Genomic DNA, 14,170 nt, shown 5'->3' on the forward strand with positions numbered 1-14,170 from the left:
GACAAGGGCTCAGGCAAGGGCAGCTGCAGCGGCGGTAAGGCGCTTCGCGTAAGCCTCGCGCAACGAGGGCGGGGCTAGCACCTCGACCTGGCCGGCATGGCGCAGCAGGTCCATCAGCAGTTCCGTCGCGTCCACGAAGGGCAGTTCCAGCTGCCAGCGTCCATCGGGCAGCCATTCGCTGCGCTGGGACGGATGCCATTCCTCGCTCGACACCCACGCGGCGATCTGCGCGCTGAACACCACCGTCGCCCATTGCGGATCGCCACCCGCGAAGATCCCGTAGCCCTGGTCCAGTTCCCCTTCGAGCTCCTTCAACGGCAGGCTGCGCGCGGCCTGCCCTTCGAGGACTTCCGCATCCTCCATCGCGTCGAGCGCGAACCGTCTCAGCCCATCGCTGGCGTGGCACCACGCGTCCAGGTACCAGGTATTGCGGTAATGCACCAGGCGCTGCGGTGACACCACGCGCTCGCTGACCGAGCCGCCTCCCGCTCCCCGCTTGCGATAACGCATCCGCAGCCGCTGGCGCTTCACGACCGCGCTGCCCACGGTCTCGAAATGCTCCGACGGCACCCGGCGCCGCGCCGTCGAGATCAGCTTGATCCGCCGCGTCATTTCCTGCGCCTCGACGGCATCGCCGCCCAGCATGCCGGTGAGCTTGTCCAGCATCGGCTGCAGGTGTCGGCTCAGCAGGCCGTTTTCGTCGAGACCCGCCATCATCTGATGCATGGTGAGCAGCGCGTGCAGCTCCTTCTCGCTGAACCAGACGCCCGGCAGTTCATGCCGCTGACCCCGCCATTGCTGCCCGAAGCGATAGCCGTTCTCCGTGGCGTCGTATTCGATCGGCGCGTCCATCCGCTCGCGCAGGTACTGCAGGTCGCGCTTGAGCGTCGCCGGCGAGACCTCCAGCAGCTCGCGCATCTCCGCGAAGCTCACGCAGCCGCGGCTGCGGATCAGCATCTCGATCTTGTAGAAGCGCTCGGTGCGATCCATGCGGGGGGCCTCCTGACAGATTTAGGTGGGTCAGCCCCGACTTTCTACTGACCAATTTCGGGGTGGCTCATTCTATGAGCTACCCAACTTGAATACTTGATCCCAAGCCTGAAGCAGTAGCCGCAGGCCACCCGGTATCCCAGTCTTCAAGGAGCAGCCCATGGTCGCCACGATCCGCCGCAATGCCGACGACATCACCATCCAGCAACTGGCCCTGCCGATGACGGCCGCCGACACGCTGGAGGACCGGAAGGACGAAGCCGGCGCGTCGAGCCATGAGCGCGTCGGCTTCGAACTGGGCTGGGACTATGCCCATCACGGCTTGACGCCACCGGTGGAGCAGCTGTTCCGCCAGTCGCCGCTGCAGCAGGGATGGCAACTGGGACGCTCGACCTTCGGTGCCCGCACGCTGAAGTCTCATCGGCACACGCAGCTGTGGCTCTCGCTGCGCCTGCATGCCTGGCAGCGCGGCCGCAGCTTCGAAACCCTGCTGGTCACGCCCAACTACCTGCAGCAGCTGGACACCAGCCATTGCCCGGTCAGCCGCCTGCCGTTCAGCGACGAAGCGGACCACCCGCAGCGCCGCTCGATCGACCGGGTCCGTGACGACGCCGGTTATGCGGCTGGCAACCTGGCGCTGATGAGCCACGCCGCCAACGTCGCGAAGCTGGACCGGGGCTGGCAGCAATGCTGGGCCATGGGCCAGAGCCTGCGCCAAGGCCCGATGACGATGGCCGGCGGCCTCAACGCCGAAGCCTGGGAACGGATGGCGATCCTGGCGAGCTTCGTCACGCCCATGGCGCACGAGCTGGCCGCGCAACTGCCGATGCTGGTGCTGCCGCCGAATCGGCTGCGCCTGTTCAACCCCGTCCAGGCGCTGCAGGCGCTGGTGACGCGCCAATTGGCGACGCCCGGCTGGAGCCAGAGGCTGACGCGCCTGGAGGCGCTGATGGCCACGCAGCAGCGCGCGGATTTCTCGAAGTTCGTGCTGGCGCTGGTGCCGCGCGTGCTGCGCTGCCAGTCGCTCACCGATCCGATGGAGATCCGCTGGGCCCTGGAAGACGCGTGGCGCGATCCGCTGCTGCAGAAGCGCTGGACGCACTTCGCGCAACAACTGACCCCCGAGCAAGCAGAACAACTGGTGCAGCGTGCCGCGAAGAAGCAGCTGAGCAACATTCGCGTGCAGAGCCACGCCGCGCCGACCGACGGCTGGGCGCTCGAGCGTCAGGGGTTCCGCGCGGCGGCGTGAGAGGCGACGCGAGACGCGGCGCGTGGGCGGCCCGCTTCAGCCGGGCAGTCCGACGTGCAGCTTCTCCAGGCCGCCGTTCTGGTCCTGCAGCGCGACGTGATAACCGCGCTCGATGAACCAGTGGGCCCAGTTGCGGGCGAGGGTCTTTTCCGGCAGCCAGGGGCCGGTGCGGTCGAGGTGGACGCGATTGCCGCGGCGTTCATAGAACACCACGCGCCACATGTTGGCAGGGATGCGGTCTTGGAAGCTGGCCATATGCGACCGCGGAATCTAGCAAAGCAGCAGGTCGCGTTGGGAGGGGGGCAACACCTGGAACCATGCGGACATCGACTGGACCGTGCAGAGTTGCCGCGCGGCCTGGCTTCGACTGTTCGCAGACCATTCCGCGAGCACCGCATCGTCGCTGAGCAGCAGTGACGCTTCGCCTTGCAGCGCCAGTTCGACGAGGGCCTGGGCCTCCTCCGGCACAACGGCCAGACGCGTTTGCCGCTGCGGCTTCACGACCTGCGCATACGGCAGGAAATCGGCCAGCAGTTCCTGCTGCTGCGCCGCGGACAGTTGCAGCTTCGGGTAGGCCAGCGCGCGCATCAGCGTCGACGCGAGCCCGGGACTGACCAGCGGGCGCAGCACGCCCTGCTGCCAAGCGCGACGCAGACCCAGCGATTCGCCGCCGGACCTCAGCAAGGCGTGCAGGATCAGGGCGGGATCGATGACGACGAGCACCGGCGCCGCCGGCTTCGATCGACGGCTCATGCGGACTTGCGGGTCTTCTTGCCGGCGGCCTGTTTCGCGGCCGGGGACTTCGCAGTTCTCGCCGGCTTTTTCGCCGCCACTTTTGCCGCCGCTTTCGCAGCCGGCCTGGCGGCCTTGGACGCGAAGGCGATCGCCTGAGCGACCACCTCATCACCGAGCTCGAGTTCCGCCAGCTTGGCCCGCACCGCATCGCCGCGCTGGATGCGCACCGGCGTCAACAGCACCTGGCCGGCCTGCAGCTGGACCTCGAAGTACTGCACCGGACCGAGCTTCTCGGTGACGCTTTTCGGCAGGGTGAGCTGGTTCTTGGACGTCAGCTTCGCCAGCACGGCTCAGACCAGCGAGCGCTGCAGGCGCAGTTGCTCCAGCGGCTTGCCCTCGACGTCCACCGCCTTGACGCTGTCCGACTCGGCGCGGAAGCCGGCGATCTCGAAGAAGCGCATCGCGCGCTCGTTGTTCTTGTAGGTCCAGAGCGTGACGCGGGTGCAGCCCTCTTCCTGCAGGCCTTCCTGCGCCGCCTCGACCAGCGCCTGGCCGACGCCCTTGTCCCAATGGGACGGTGCCGCGTACATGGCCCAGATCTCGCCCGTCGTCGACGGCGTGCCCTTGTCGCGCGAACGGTCGAAGCCGACGAAGCCCATGACCTCGTTGTCCAGGTGCGCGACCAGCACCTGCGGCTCGCACATGTTGATGGCCTCGCGCCAGTAGGCCTGGCGCTGGGCGACGGACAACCCGTTGAGGGCGGTGTCGGGCCAGAACGCCTTGTACGCGTCCTGAGCGGAACTCACCTGGATCTGGGCGATGGCCTTGGCATCACGCAGCGTGGCCGGGCGAATCTGAATACTCGACATACCTTGAGAACAAACGCAATTCAGGAAAGGGCGGGATTGTCCCAGCCAATGCGGCGAAACGGGCACCTTGACAGCAAATGTTTTGCTGACCTTTGATCGCCGGACGCAGCGTCGACGGGACGAGGCGCCCGAACGTCACCACATCCGAACTTCAGACCAGCGACGCCTGCAGATGCCGACGGAAATCGCGCGCGAAACCGGTGGCCGCCTTGTGCCATTGCGGCCGCGCGACCGCCTGCAAGCGCAGCAGCAATTCGTGCTCGACGGACAACTCTCCGAGGAACTCGGCAAGTTCGGTGCCGATGTCGCGCTGCATGCGCTGCACCAGCTGCGCGGTGGTCATCGCATCGGCGAGCGCGCGGTGCGCGCGGCCGTTGTCGGGCAGGCCGTGGTACTTGGCCAGCGTGCCGAGCTTGCAGTTCGGCGACTCCGGATAAAGCCGCCGTGCCAGCTTCACGGTACAGGCGAACTCCGGCGCGATGCGGGACGCGGCTTCCGCGCGGTCCAGTTCGTGCAGCCAGAAGCCGCGGTCGAAACCCGCGTTGTGCGCGACGAAACCACAGCCGGCTGTGAACTCGGCGACCTCGCGCATGACGCGGGCGGCATCGGGGGCATCCTCGAGCATCTCGTTGCTGATGCCGGTGAGGCGCTCGATCATCGGCGGGATCCAGGCGCCGGTGTTCATCAGGCTCTGGTACTGGCCGACGATCTCGCCGTCGCGCAGCAGCACGACGCCGATCTCGGTGGCGCGTCCCCCACCCTGCGGCGAATGGCCGGTGGTCTCGAAGTCGATGACGGCGATCGTGCGTTTCATGCGGTCGGTGCGGGGTACTTCTTCGCGTTCATCGCGATCTTGCGGTCGACCGCCGCCGGCACGTCGATGCCGGCACGGTCCGCGATCTGCAGCAGGTACATCAGCACGTCGGCCACTTCCTCGCCGAGGTGGCGATGCTCGTCGGGCGACAGCTGCTGCGACTCCTCGGCCGTCTTCCACTGGAAGATCTCGACGAGCTCGGCCGACTCCACCACCAACGCCATGGCCAGGTTCTTCGGCGTGAGGTAGGGGTCCCAGTCGCGGGCCGCGGCGAATTCGCGCAGCCGTCGTTGCAGGTCGGCAATGTCCATGGGTCGGCAGTGTGCAAGTCCGGCGTCGCCCGCTCAAGCGGCCTGTGCGCAGGAAGCGCCCCACAGCAACGCCGGGACGAAATTTCCTGCCTCTCTTTTCAACATCAAGGTTTTATATATCTCTCTGGTCGTCTTAGTAGAGGGCCGTAGTTTCTGTGGACAAGTCGATATTTCTCTTTGGAACCAACGACTTGTCGGCATCCAAACCCTGTGCGTGGAGGGCCGGTTTGGCATTGCATGAACCGACAACAAGACCGGGCGGACCCTCTCCGGCTGTGGAGAAGGCCCCGGTTGCCAGAAAGTTTTCCACAGCGTTGTTGGCTTTACAGCCCGCCCTCGGATGCGCTAGCGAGCGCCGAACTGGGGACAACTGCCGCCCGTTCCTGGCATCGCGTCAATCGATCCCGACCACCTTGTGCATCTGGATCGACAGCTTCCACTGCGGATGCGCCATGCAATACGCGACGGCCTCGCGGGTGTTCTGCTTCTGCAGGATCGAGTCCATCGGCTGCAGGAAGAAGTGGTCGAAGTCCAGGTCGGCGAAGCGCTCGGGCAAGGCCAGCGGCTGTGGATAAACCAGCTTCAGCTCGTTGCCCCGGGTCAGCACGAGTTCGGCGTCCGCCTTGGGACTGACGCAGATCCAGTCCAGCCCCTCGGGCGCTGGCTGGGTGCCGTTGGTCTCGACGGCGATCTCGAACCCCAAGGCCTTCAGCGCGGTGATGAGCGGCCCGTCGAGCTGCAGCAGCGGTTCGCCGCCGGTGCAGACGACGTAGGGCGTGCCGGTCTTGCGGCCATCGGCGTCTTTGGGCCACTGCGCGTCGATCGCCTCCGCGAGCGCATCGGCGGAAGCGAACTTCCCGCCACCCTGCCCGTCGGTGCCGACGAAGTCGGTGTCGCAGAAGCTGCAGACGGCCTTCTCGCGGTCCTGCTCGCGACCGGACCACAGGTTGCAGCCGGCGAAGCGGCAGAACACGGCCGCGCGGCCGGCCTGGGCGCCCTCGCCTTGCAGCGTGTAGAACATTTCCTTGACGGCGTAGGTCATACCGGGATCAGCTCCTCGAACGGACCGTGGCTGACGATGACGCCGCTGCCGCGGGTCTCGTAGAGGTCGACGCGCTCCAGCGGCGGCAACTGGGCCTTGGCCTGGCGCAGCACCCACGCGGCCAGGCTGGCGGTGTCGGCGTCCGGCAATCCGGCCAGCTCATGCAGCGGATGGTGGTCCATGGCCTTGAAGATGGGACCGAACAGCAGCTTCACGTCGCTGAAGTCCATCGCCCAGCCGAAGACCTGGTCCAGCGCGGCGCTCAGGTGCAGTCGGAGCGTGAAGGTGTGGCCATGGATGCCGGCCAGCGGATGGTCCGCCGGCGCCCGGTTGAGCTGCACCGCGCTGTCGAGGGTGAATTCCTTCCAGATCCGGTAGCGCTCGCCGTCGAAGTTCGCACCGCTGGAGCCGGTCTCGTACACCGTCACCCAGCTCAGTTCCGGCAACTGCGGCTTGAGCCGCGCCCAGAGCCAGGACGAGATTAGCTCGCTGGTCGGATTGGACAGACCTTCGATCTCATTGAGGCAGCGGTAGTTCAGCTGCGCATGGAACGGCGCCCAGAGCTCGTCGAGGTGGTCGTAGTCGATGCTCAGGTCGCGCTCGCCGAGGTCCTGGTTGGCATGCAGGATCAGCTCGAAGCCATGACCATGCATGCGGCCGCACTTGTGGCCCATCGGGACATTGGGCAGCTGGTGGGCGGCCTGGAAGCGATAGCGGCGCCAGACATGGGCATGGCCGTTGGCGTCCAGGTCCACGCCTGAATTCGAGGTGCTCTGGATGCCGACCTGGGTGATGCCGGGGACCTGGAATTCGGATTCGAGGCGCTGGCGGATCCAGCGGGCGATGTTCTCGTCGGTCGGCTGCGGGATGTGCGTGTTCAGCAGCCCATGGTCCAGCGGGGCGATGCAGCGCTCGAGGCAGTCGCGCAGTGCGCTGACTTCAGCGCCGGGAAACGGGGCCCAGCCGGCGGGAAGCTCGGCGCGGATGGTGGCCAGGTAGCTGTGGCCGTGCAGGCCGCGCGAGCGGTGGCCGGGGGGCAGCGCGTCGATCTGGCAGGCGGACTCGAAGCCGGCCGAAGCGGTGAAAAGGGAAGCAGGAAAAGCAGACATCCCGACAGTGTGACATGCCCGGTTTTCTTATCTCCTTGTGTTGAATATCTCTTTGGTCGTATTAGTAGGTGTTGGCCGGTTTCTGTGGACAACCACCGTTTCTCCTGGCCCGACAAGGACTTGCGACCAGCGCAACGGTGTGGGCCGGACCCGGGGCAACGGCGGGATGGCGAGACAACAACTTCCGGAGCGGCCACGCCACTGTGGACAAGCGCCGAGTTGTTCAAGCGCCATCCCCAGGCTTGTGCACAGGCCTGTTCTCAAGACCGGATCGTCCGTCAGGACGAAAAAAAGCCCCGCGATGGCGGGGCGCTGACCACGAGGCCGGGTTCAACGGGTCAGGGCTTGTCGGGCCAGATCGACCGCAGCAGCTGCGCCAGGCGCGCGCCGCCCTTGATGACGTTCTCTCGGGTCTGTTCGAGGCTGCGGGCTTCATAACCGGCCGGCGGCGTGCCCATCCAGCGGGGGCCGCGCAAGCTCTGCTGACGGGCGCCGAAACTCATGCCCTCGAAGGCCTCCTTCGCGCCGATCAGCGATTCACTCGCCCATAGCACCGGCCAGTCGTCCGGATTCCCCGTGGTCGGCGGCACGGCCTTGGCGAGCGCCGGCATCGCGGCCAGTTGCTCGGCGCTCAGGCGCCCCGGCAGGCCGTCCCAGTAGCTGTGCAGGTTGCCGCCCGGCGTGCCGTCCGGACGCGGCATCGTGATCGCATTGCCGCCGACCGTGTGCGTCAGCGCATCCGCGCCCTGCCGGTCCGGGTCATAGGGCTTGCCGTCGGCGTCCAGGTAGAGCGAGCCCATGTGCAGCGGCTGGTGCATGTCGCCCAGCGCGTGGACCACCAGCGCCAGCGCCTCGCGCTCATTGAAGTCCATCGGCGGCGTCTGCCGGCCGGTCTTGAGCACGAGGATCGCGGCCTTCAGCGCCGGCACGATGTCGTGGTCGCTGGTCCCGATCGCGCCCGGCACATAACGGCCCCGCTGGATCGCGACGTTGGCGTAGTGGTACTGCTTGTTGCAGGACTCCTCGCCCGGCTTGGGTCCGCATTGCTCGAAATTGCGCTTCACGTAGTCGCGCATCCGGGCCTCTTCCTCGGCGTTGTTCTCGAAGACCGCGCATTCGGGAAAGCGACCGGTCACCGCGTACTTGAAGTCGTTGCCGGTGTCGATGCCCTTCACGCAGTCGTCCCAGACGGCGATGTCGCGCAGCGAGACCGGTCCGAGGATGCGCTGGACCTCGGCTTCGGCGCGATGACCCTTGATCAGCTGGGCGGCGATGTCGCCGACCGCGTTGTGGCCGGCGGCACCGAAGCCGAAGGCGGAGCCGCAGCAGGCGGCGAGCAGCGACAGCGCGGCGATGCCGCGTGCGAAGGAAGTGGTCATGACAGGAACCCGTGTCGGACGATGCACCGGCGATGCGCCGGCAAGGGATCGCGGATTGTGCATGGCGCCTCGTGACGGACATCAACGGAGATCCCCGGGGGCCGGGGCTTATGCGCCGGCCGCATGTCCATGGGCAAAGCGCTTCGTTCGGCAAATGAAGGGCGCTGCCTAAGCTGACCGACACTTTCTCAGGAGCCCCTCGCATGACCATCACCGCCATCAATGTCCGCAACCAGTTCCGCGGCACCATCAAGGAGATCGTCGAAGGACCGGTCGTGTCCGAGGTCGACGTGCAGACCGCCGGTGGACTGATCGTCACCTCGGTGATCACGACGCGCTCGGTCAAGGAACTCCAGTTGACGGTCGGCAAGGAAGTCGTCGCGCTGGTGAAGTCCACCGAGGTGTCGATCGCGACCCTCTGACGCGCGCTGTCCGCATCGACCCCGCAGGAGACCGCCATGGCGCTCTACCCTCACCGCTCCGCGCAGCACAACGGCAGCGCCGAGCCGCGGCTGCTGATCATCCCCGGCCTGCACGACAGCGGGCCGGCGCACTGGCAGAGCTGGCTCGAGCAGCAGTACCGCGACGCCCACCGGGTGCGGCAGCGGGACTTCAGCCAGCCCGACCTGGAGCGCTGGTCGGACCGCATCCACGCGCGGATCGACAGCGCCGGCCCCGGCGAATGGATCGCCGTGGCGCACAGCTTCGGCTGCCTGGCGCTGGCGCATCACCTGCAGCGCCATCCCGATTCGCCGGTGCGCGAGGCCTTGCTGGTCGCCCCCGCCGAGCCCGACAAGTTCGGCCTGGCGGAGAGCCTGCCGCACCAGCGGCTGGGCCGGCCGACGGCGCTGATCGCGAGCCAGAACGATCCCTGGATGAGCGCCTCCAGCGCGCTGCGCTGGGCGACGCGCTGGGGCAGCAGCTACAGCAACATCGGTCTGGTGGGCCACATCAACAGCGAATCGGGCTTCGGCCCCTTCCCGCTGGCCAAGCGCTGGGTCGAGGCCGCCCGGGCCCGCGCCGCGCGCGAGCGCCGACCGGCGCGGGCCAGCATCCTGGAGTGGTCGTTCTCGGTCTGATCGGGTGGGCCAGCTTCAAACGAGGCTTGAAATAGGTTCAACGGTTGACCCGTTCATTGAAAGTCGGCCCGGCGGAACACTGCGTCCCGTCTCCACCGATCGTCTGAACGAGGACTCCATGAACCGCCATCCTTCGAAGCCATCCGCCCGCTCCCACTCGATCCATCGCGCCGCGACCGCACTGGCCGGCGCGCTGACTTTCGCGCTCGCTGCCGTCCCCGCCCTGTCTGCCCGCGCGGCGACCCCCGGCGAGCTCGAAGTCGTCGCCGAGCTCCCGATCCGTCCCGGCAACGTGGTGCCCGGGCCCGGGGGCCGACTGTTCGCCACCGTGCATCCGCTGGGCGCGCCCGCCGCGGCGCAGTTGATCGAGATCACCGGCCGGGACAGCTTCAAGCCCTGGCCGTCCACCGAGCTCCAGCGTGGCACGTCGACCGCCAGCGACAATCGCATCGACACGCCGCTGGGCATCATCGGCGACGGCCTCGGCCGCATCTGGATCGTCGACATGGGCCTGAACCTCGGAAAGACCCGGCTCTGGGCCTTCGAGGCCGAATCGGGCCGACAGGTCCAGCGCATCGAGCTGCCGCCGGAGATCGCGCCCAAAGGCAGCTTCGTGCAGGACCTGGTCGTCGACGACCGTGCGGGCTGGGTCTATCTGGCCGACATCGCGAACCCGGGTCTGATCGCCGTCGAGATCGCGACCGGTCGTGCTCGCCGCTTCGGCGGTCACGCCGCGCTGCAGGCCGAGCCGCAGGCGCGGATGGTCATCGGCGGCCGGCCGATCCAGTTCCAGGGCAAGCCGGCGAATGTCGCGGTCAATCCGATCACGCTCTCGGCCGATCGCGAGACGCTGTTCTTCGGCGCGATGAACGGTCGCAGCTGGTACTCGGTGCCGGCGCGGCTGCTGCGCACCGGCGTCCCGGACGCCGAGACCGCCGCGACGATCCGCCGCGTTGGCCCGAAACCAGTCTCCGACGGCGCCGCGACCGACGCGAGCGGACGCCACTTCTTCACCAACGTCAACGAGGGCGGCATCGACCGCCTCGGTACCGATGGCAAGCTCGTCCCGCTGGTGCGCGACGCACGGCTGGACTGGCCCGACAGCGTCCATGTGGGCGACTCGTCCTGGCTCTACATCTCGGTGAACCAGCTGTACAAGACGCCGGCCTTCACCGGCGGGCGGGACGAAGGCAAGCCGCCTTACCGGATCATGCGGGTGTGGGCAGGCGACACGGCGCGCTGAGCCCCCGCGCCGGGACCCTGCGCTGACACGCCGGGCCGAGGTCCCGGGGAATCCCTGTCAGGGGCGAGGAGTCTCGCGCCGGACACGATCCAGGGCTATGGTCCGTGTCCCATTCGTGCATGAATCCAGGAGACACCGATGCCCTTCACCCTCCGCCTGCACCGCGTCCTGAAGGCGCCGCCGGAGCGCGTCTATCGCGCGTTCACCGACCCGGCGGCGATGTGCAAATGGCTGCCGCCGCATGGCTTCACCGGCACCATGCACCACATGGAACCGAAGGTCGGCGGCAGCTGGCGCATGTCCTTCACCAACCTCTCGGCCGGAGCAACCCACACCTTTGGCGGGAACTACCTGGAGCTGCAGCCCGGCAAGCGGCTCCGCTACACCAGCAAGTTCGACGACCCCAACCTGCCGGGGGAAATGACCACCACGGTGGAGCTGTCGCAGGTCTTCTGCGGGACCGAGATGCAGATCACCCAGGAAGGCATCCCGGACGTGATCCCGTCGCAGGCCTGCCATCTGGGATGGCAGGAGTCGCTGGCGCTGCTCACCCAGTTGGTCGAGCCGGACATTCCGAACGGCTGATTCCGAACGGCTGATCGGTGGCTCGATCGGGCGGCCCGATGGGGCCTCCCTGGTTTTGCCTGTTTTGCCTGTTTTTCTGCCCCTCTGATTTTTTGGAGCGCCGGCGCTGCCCGGCGTCGGGTTGCGGCTGTCAGGGCTTGTCAGGCTCTCCTCATTTTTTTCGCCGTCGCCCAGGGTCCTCTCCTGCGTTTCGCCAAGCGCGGGCTCTCCACAGGGCATGGGGGATCCCTCCTGGACCCCCAAGCCCTGTTCCGGCCCCAGCCGCGCTCGTGGTCGTCGACGTCGTGGCCGAGAGAATGACTCGGGGGCGTCACGGATCGAGCGAATCCAGGATCACAGGGACACCGGATTCTTCGAATCCAGGGAGTAAGGAAACAAGGAAGTCGACGCCTTGTGAGGGTCGGCCCCATTCCCTAGCATCGCACCCATGCGTCTTTTCCGACTCGCCATCGCGCCAGCACTCGCAGCGATCACCCTCGCGACTTTCACGAGCGCGTCGCTCGCCGCGCCACCCTCGGATCGCGCCGCCACCGATGAAGTCCAGGTCCGGTTGATCAGCGACAGCACCCAGGTCGCGCCCGGCCAGACCCTGCTGCTGGCGCTCGAGCAGAAGATCGCACCCCACTGGCACACCTACTGGAAAAACCCCGGCGACTCCGGCCAGCCCACCAGCATCGAATGGAAGCTGCCCCAAGGCGCCACCGCCAGCGACATCCTCTGGCCCGCCCCCAAGCGTTTCGATGTCGGCCCCATCACCAATTACGGCTACGAGGACCGGGTCGTCCTCCTGACTGAAATCCGCCTGCCGCAAGGCCTGACCCCCGGCTCCACCGCGACGATCGGCGCCGAAGCCACCTGGCTGGTCTGCCGCGAGGAATGCATCCCGCAACAGGCGACGCTGTCGCTCTCCCTGCCGGTGGGGCCCACGGCCAAGCCTTCGCTCGAGCACAGCGCGCTTGCCGTGGCTCGAGCCGCGCTGCCCGGTCCGGCGCCCTTTGCCGCCGTCGCGCGGCTCGAAGGCCGGGACCTGATCGTGAACTGGCCGGCCGCGGGTGCCGGCGGCGCCTCAGCCAGAGAGGCCCATCAGGCGCTGTTCCTGCCGGAGGCCTGGGGACGCATCCAGCATGCGGCGAAGCCCCAACTGGATCGCGATGGCCAGCAGTGGCGGCTGCGCATGCCGGTTGGCGATGAGCCGCCTTCAGCCGGCAAGCCGCTGGACGGCCTGCTGCTGATCGACGGCCAGGCCTGGGCGGTCAGACTGCCCGTCAGCGGGAGCCTGGACACGGGTGGCGGGACCTTGTCGTCCAACACGGCCAATGCGACGAACGCGACGAACGCCGGGAACGTCGCCAATGCGACCAATCCCGCGACTTCGCCCGCCGCGACAACGACGAAGACCCCAGGCGCCACCGCAACCGCCACCGCCGGTGCCGGTGCCGTTGAGGCCGCTGGTCTCGGCCTGTGGGCCGCGATGGGCTTGGCGCTGATCGGCGGCCTGATCCTCAACCTGATGCCCTGCGTGTTTCCGGTGCTGGCCATCAAGGCGTTGGGCTTTCTGCACGGCAGCGCATCCACGCATCGCCGTCAGGGGCTGGCCTATACCGCCGGTGTGCTGGCCGCATTCGCCGCGCTCGGCGCGGTGCTGCTGGCCCTGCGCGGCGCCGGCACGGGCGTGGGATGGGGCTTCCAGTTCCAGTCGCCGCTGTTCGTGCTGCTGCTCGCCTGGCTGATGTTCGTGCTCGGCCTGTCGTTGGCCGGGCTGCTGTCGATCGGCGCTGGTTTCGCCGGTGTCGGACAGGGCCTCGCGGAGAAGCCGGGTCTCAGCGGCAGCTTCTTCACCGGCGTGCTGGCGACCGTCGTGGCGACGCCATGCACCGCGCCCTTCATGGGCGCTGCCATGGCCTACGCGCTGGCGCAGCCGGCCGTGGAGCTGATGGCGGTGTTCCTCGCGTTAGGTCTGGGGCTCGCGCTGCCCTACCTCGCGCTGGCCTGGTGGCCGGCGTTGCAGCGCCGCATGCCTCGGCCCGGGCCCTGGATGGACCTGCTCAAGCAGGCGCTCGCCTTCCCGATGTTTGCCGCGGCGATCTGGCTGGTGTGGGTGATCGCGCAGCAGGCCGGACCGATGGGCGTGCTGGTGGCGCTGGCCGGCATGGGTCTGTTGGCGCTGGCCGCGTGGATCCGCACAGTGAGTCGTCACGCGACGCCGCGTTGGCGGTGGACGGGCGCGGGCGCCGCCTTGGCTGCCGTCGTCGCCGCGGCGGCGCTGGTGCCGACGCTCGGCGGTGTGGCCGGCGAGGACGTGGCGGTGAGAAGTGGCGGTTCGGGCAGCACGAGCGGTCCGTCGGCGAGCGCCGATCACGAGCCGTATTCGCCGGAGCGCCTGGCCCAGCTGCGCGCGCAGGGCAAGCCGGTGTTCGTGAACCTGACCGCGTCGTGGTGCATCACCTGCCTGGTCAACGAGCGCGTGGCCCTGTCCACCGACGAGGTGCGCCAGGCCTTCGTGCGCGAAGGCGTGACCTACCTGAAGGGCGACTGGACGCGCCAGGATCCGCGCATCACCGAGCTGCTGAAGCAGCACGATCGCAGCGGCGTGCCGCTCTACCTGTTCTATCCGGCCGGCACCGGCAACGACGCCCAGGTGCTGCCGCAACTGCTCACGCCGGGCATCGTTACCACCGCGCTGCGTGGCGGTGCCGCCTGAGCGAGCTTCCCGATCGATCCCCCGGATCCGATCAACCCTCGGCTTCGATTTCATCCCTGGAGAC

The 14,170-nt window shown here is 67.8% G+C and carries 16 protein-coding genes; 6 read left to right on the plus strand and 10 right to left on the minus strand.

The genetic code is table 11. The features are described from left to right. Positions 1 to 9 precede the first annotated feature (9 nt). Positions 10 to 990: a YafY family protein gene (locus tag FHT37_RS18895; protein ID WP_147239888.1), complete on the minus strand. Its 981-nt coding sequence runs from the start codon at positions 988 to 990 to the stop codon at positions 10 to 12. Positions 991 to 1,150: 160 nt separating this feature from the next. On the opposite strand from FHT37_RS18895, the gene FHT37_RS18900 reads away from it, so the two are divergent. Next, a complete protein-coding gene (locus FHT37_RS18900) occupies positions 1,151 to 2,239 on the plus strand; it encodes a hypothetical protein (RefSeq protein ID WP_183483621.1) in 1,089 nt (362 codons plus the stop codon). Between the two features lie 36 nt (positions 2,240 to 2,275). Here FHT37_RS18900 and FHT37_RS18905 read toward each other — a convergent pair whose 3' ends face one another. The 9 genes from FHT37_RS18905 to FHT37_RS18945 all read right to left on the minus strand — a co-directional run bounded on the left by FHT37_RS18905 (position 2,276) and on the right by FHT37_RS18945 (position 8,498). Continuing rightward, positions 2,276 to 2,494, minus strand: coding sequence for a hypothetical protein (locus FHT37_RS18905; protein WP_091729668.1), 219 nt, complete (start codon positions 2,492 to 2,494; stop codon positions 2,276 to 2,278). A 15-nt stretch (positions 2,495 to 2,509) separates the two neighbouring features. Continuing rightward, positions 2,510 to 2,992, minus strand: a complete 483-nt coding sequence (locus tag FHT37_RS18910) for a putative toxin-antitoxin system toxin component, PIN family (RefSeq protein WP_183483622.1) — start codon at positions 2,990 to 2,992, stop codon at positions 2,510 to 2,512. After that, complete coding sequence (locus tag FHT37_RS18915; RefSeq protein ID WP_221211156.1) at positions 2,989 to 3,321, minus strand: AbrB/MazE/SpoVT family DNA-binding domain-containing protein; 333 nt, start codon at positions 3,319 to 3,321, stop codon at positions 2,989 to 2,991. The genes FHT37_RS18910 and FHT37_RS18915 overlap by 4 nt, the downstream gene beginning before the upstream one ends. Positions 3,322 to 3,324: 3 nt before the next feature. Further along, complete coding sequence (locus FHT37_RS18920; protein ID WP_147239891.1) at positions 3,325 to 3,843, minus strand: GNAT family N-acetyltransferase; 519 nt, start codon at positions 3,841 to 3,843, stop codon at positions 3,325 to 3,327. A 151-nt stretch (positions 3,844 to 3,994) separates the two neighbouring features. Then, complete coding sequence (locus FHT37_RS18925) at positions 3,995 to 4,657, minus strand: PolC-type DNA polymerase III (protein WP_183483624.1); 663 nt, start codon at positions 4,655 to 4,657, stop codon at positions 3,995 to 3,997. Then, positions 4,654 to 4,968 (minus strand): nucleotide pyrophosphohydrolase, encoded by a 315-nt coding sequence (locus FHT37_RS18930; RefSeq protein WP_147239893.1) that lies wholly within the window; start codon positions 4,966 to 4,968, stop codon positions 4,654 to 4,656. The genes FHT37_RS18925 and FHT37_RS18930 overlap by 4 nt, the downstream gene beginning before the upstream one ends. Before the next feature lie 394 nt (positions 4,969 to 5,362). Then, complete coding sequence (gene queE / locus FHT37_RS18935; RefSeq protein ID WP_091729689.1) at positions 5,363 to 6,010, minus strand: 7-carboxy-7-deazaguanine synthase; 648 nt, start codon at positions 6,008 to 6,010, stop codon at positions 5,363 to 5,365. Further along, positions 6,007 to 7,119 carry a 6-carboxytetrahydropterin synthase gene (locus FHT37_RS18940; RefSeq protein ID WP_091729693.1) on the minus strand — a complete coding sequence of 371 codons (1,113 nt, stop codon included), beginning with the start codon at positions 7,117 to 7,119 and terminating at the stop codon, positions 6,007 to 6,009. The genes queE and FHT37_RS18940 overlap by 4 nt, the downstream gene beginning before the upstream one ends. Before the next feature lie 338 nt (positions 7,120 to 7,457). Continuing rightward, a complete protein-coding gene (locus FHT37_RS18945) occupies positions 7,458 to 8,498 on the minus strand; it encodes a S1/P1 nuclease (RefSeq protein WP_183483626.1) in 1,041 nt (346 codons plus the stop codon). A gap of 203 nt (positions 8,499 to 8,701) precedes the next feature. Between FHT37_RS18945 and FHT37_RS18950 the strand changes: the two genes are divergently transcribed. From FHT37_RS18950 to FHT37_RS18970, 5 genes are all read left to right on the plus strand, one after another. Beyond that, positions 8,702 to 8,920, plus strand: a complete 219-nt coding sequence (locus FHT37_RS18950) for a molybdopterin-binding protein (RefSeq protein ID WP_091729700.1) — start codon at positions 8,702 to 8,704, stop codon at positions 8,918 to 8,920. Positions 8,921 to 8,956: 36 nt separating this feature from the next. Further along, positions 8,957 to 9,577, plus strand: a complete 621-nt coding sequence (locus tag FHT37_RS18955) for an alpha/beta hydrolase (RefSeq protein ID WP_091729704.1) — start codon at positions 8,957 to 8,959, stop codon at positions 9,575 to 9,577. A gap of 118 nt (positions 9,578 to 9,695) precedes the next feature. Further along, the gene (locus FHT37_RS18960; RefSeq protein ID WP_183483628.1) at positions 9,696 to 10,820 is read left to right on the plus strand and encodes an L-dopachrome tautomerase-related protein; all 1,125 of its coding nucleotides are present in this window, start codon (positions 9,696 to 9,698) and stop codon (positions 10,818 to 10,820) included. Between the two features lie 138 nt (positions 10,821 to 10,958). Beyond that, entirely contained in the window at positions 10,959 to 11,405 is a 447-nt protein-coding gene (locus FHT37_RS18965; RefSeq protein ID WP_091729712.1) for an SRPBCC family protein, read from the plus strand. A gap of 427 nt (positions 11,406 to 11,832) precedes the next feature. Further along, positions 11,833 to 14,106, plus strand: coding sequence for a protein-disulfide reductase DsbD (locus FHT37_RS18970; protein WP_183483630.1), 2,274 nt, complete (start codon positions 11,833 to 11,835; stop codon positions 14,104 to 14,106). Positions 14,107 to 14,170 lie beyond the last annotated feature (64 nt).

This window comes from Mitsuaria sp. BK037 (assembly GCF_014193045.1).
Lineage (GTDB): Bacteria > Pseudomonadota > Gammaproteobacteria > Burkholderiales > Burkholderiaceae_C > Roseateles.

What these genes read in the sequence shown, in the direction of transcription:
- FHT37_RS18895 (WP_147239888.1), bottom strand. Translation starts at nt 990, where the DNA reads ATGGATCGCACCGAGCGCTTCTACAAGATCGAGATGCTGATCCGCAGC.
- FHT37_RS18900 (WP_183483621.1), top strand. Translation starts at nt 1,151, where the DNA reads ATGGTCGCCACGATCCGCCGCAATGCCGACGACATCACCATCCAGCAA.
- FHT37_RS18905 (WP_091729668.1), bottom strand. Translation starts at nt 2,494, where the DNA reads ATGGCCAGCTTCCAAGACCGCATCCCTGCCAACATGTGGCGCGTGGTG.
- FHT37_RS18910 (WP_183483622.1), bottom strand. Translation starts at nt 2,992, where the DNA reads ATGAGCCGTCGATCGAAGCCGGCGGCGCCGGTGCTCGTCGTCATCGAT.
- FHT37_RS18920 (WP_147239891.1), bottom strand. Translation starts at nt 3,843, where the DNA reads ATGTCGAGTATTCAGATTCGCCCGGCCACGCTGCGTGATGCCAAGGCC.
- FHT37_RS18925 (WP_183483624.1), bottom strand. Translation starts at nt 4,657, where the DNA reads ATGAAACGCACGATCGCCGTCATCGACTTCGAGACCACCGGCCATTCG.
- FHT37_RS18930 (WP_147239893.1), bottom strand. Translation starts at nt 4,968, where the DNA reads ATGGACATTGCCGACCTGCAACGACGGCTGCGCGAATTCGCCGCGGCC.
- queE (WP_091729689.1), bottom strand. Translation starts at nt 6,010, where the DNA reads ATGACCTACGCCGTCAAGGAAATGTTCTACACGCTGCAAGGCGAGGGC.
- FHT37_RS18940 (WP_091729693.1), bottom strand. Translation starts at nt 7,119, where the DNA reads ATGTCTGCTTTTCCTGCTTCCCTTTTCACCGCTTCGGCCGGCTTCGAG.
- FHT37_RS18945 (WP_183483626.1), bottom strand. Translation starts at nt 8,498, where the DNA reads ATGACCACTTCCTTCGCACGCGGCATCGCCGCGCTGTCGCTGCTCGCC.
- FHT37_RS18950 (WP_091729700.1), top strand. Translation starts at nt 8,702, where the DNA reads ATGACCATCACCGCCATCAATGTCCGCAACCAGTTCCGCGGCACCATC.
- FHT37_RS18955 (WP_091729704.1), top strand. Translation starts at nt 8,957, where the DNA reads ATGGCGCTCTACCCTCACCGCTCCGCGCAGCACAACGGCAGCGCCGAG.
- FHT37_RS18960 (WP_183483628.1), top strand. Translation starts at nt 9,696, where the DNA reads ATGAACCGCCATCCTTCGAAGCCATCCGCCCGCTCCCACTCGATCCAT.
- FHT37_RS18965 (WP_091729712.1), top strand. Translation starts at nt 10,959, where the DNA reads ATGCCCTTCACCCTCCGCCTGCACCGCGTCCTGAAGGCGCCGCCGGAG.
- FHT37_RS18970 (WP_183483630.1), top strand. Translation starts at nt 11,833, where the DNA reads ATGCGTCTTTTCCGACTCGCCATCGCGCCAGCACTCGCAGCGATCACC.